Below are 400 nucleotides of genomic sequence, written 5' to 3'. Positions count from 1 at the left end.
TACGCGTGGTGCTAGTTAAATCGTTTTAGTTAACAAAAAAAGTCCAATCTTGTTAGACTCGACTTGTAAACATATTAATAGAAAAGAGTCTGACTAGATTGAACTACCCTAAGCTTAAGCGTTTTTCTCATCCTAACACAAGTTAGTTTTAGTCGTTTAAATATAATTTGTCGCTGTTTGTACAAACTTTATGCCCCAGATGCATTAAAGCAAAGACGGAATATCAATCGATGTAAAATATCTGCCAGTTCTATTCTGGCCTTGCTTATTTGGCAGGCCTCATTGGGCGTTGAATCTCAAAGAAGATTTTGTGAAAAGCTTGTTAATTTATCTCACTCTCGCTTTAATCGCAGAGCACGCATGCTTTTGCCATTGATCTATTTAATTCGACATGGCCTTA

The 400-nt window shown here is 36.2% G+C and carries 1 pseudogene; it reads left to right on the top strand.

Going from position 1 to position 400, the window contains the following annotated elements:
* Positions 1 to 98 precede the first annotated feature (98 nt).
* Positions 99 to 400, top strand: a pseudogene (locus FC37_RS08445) (IS982 family transposase); the annotation flags it as partial.

Source organism: Lactobacillus gallinarum DSM 10532 = JCM 2011, assembly GCF_001434975.1.
Taxonomy (GTDB): domain Bacteria; phylum Bacillota; class Bacilli; order Lactobacillales; family Lactobacillaceae; genus Lactobacillus; species Lactobacillus gallinarum.
The sequence above is the reverse complement of the archived record's forward strand: the minus strand, read 5'-3'. Positions and strand labels throughout refer to the sequence as shown.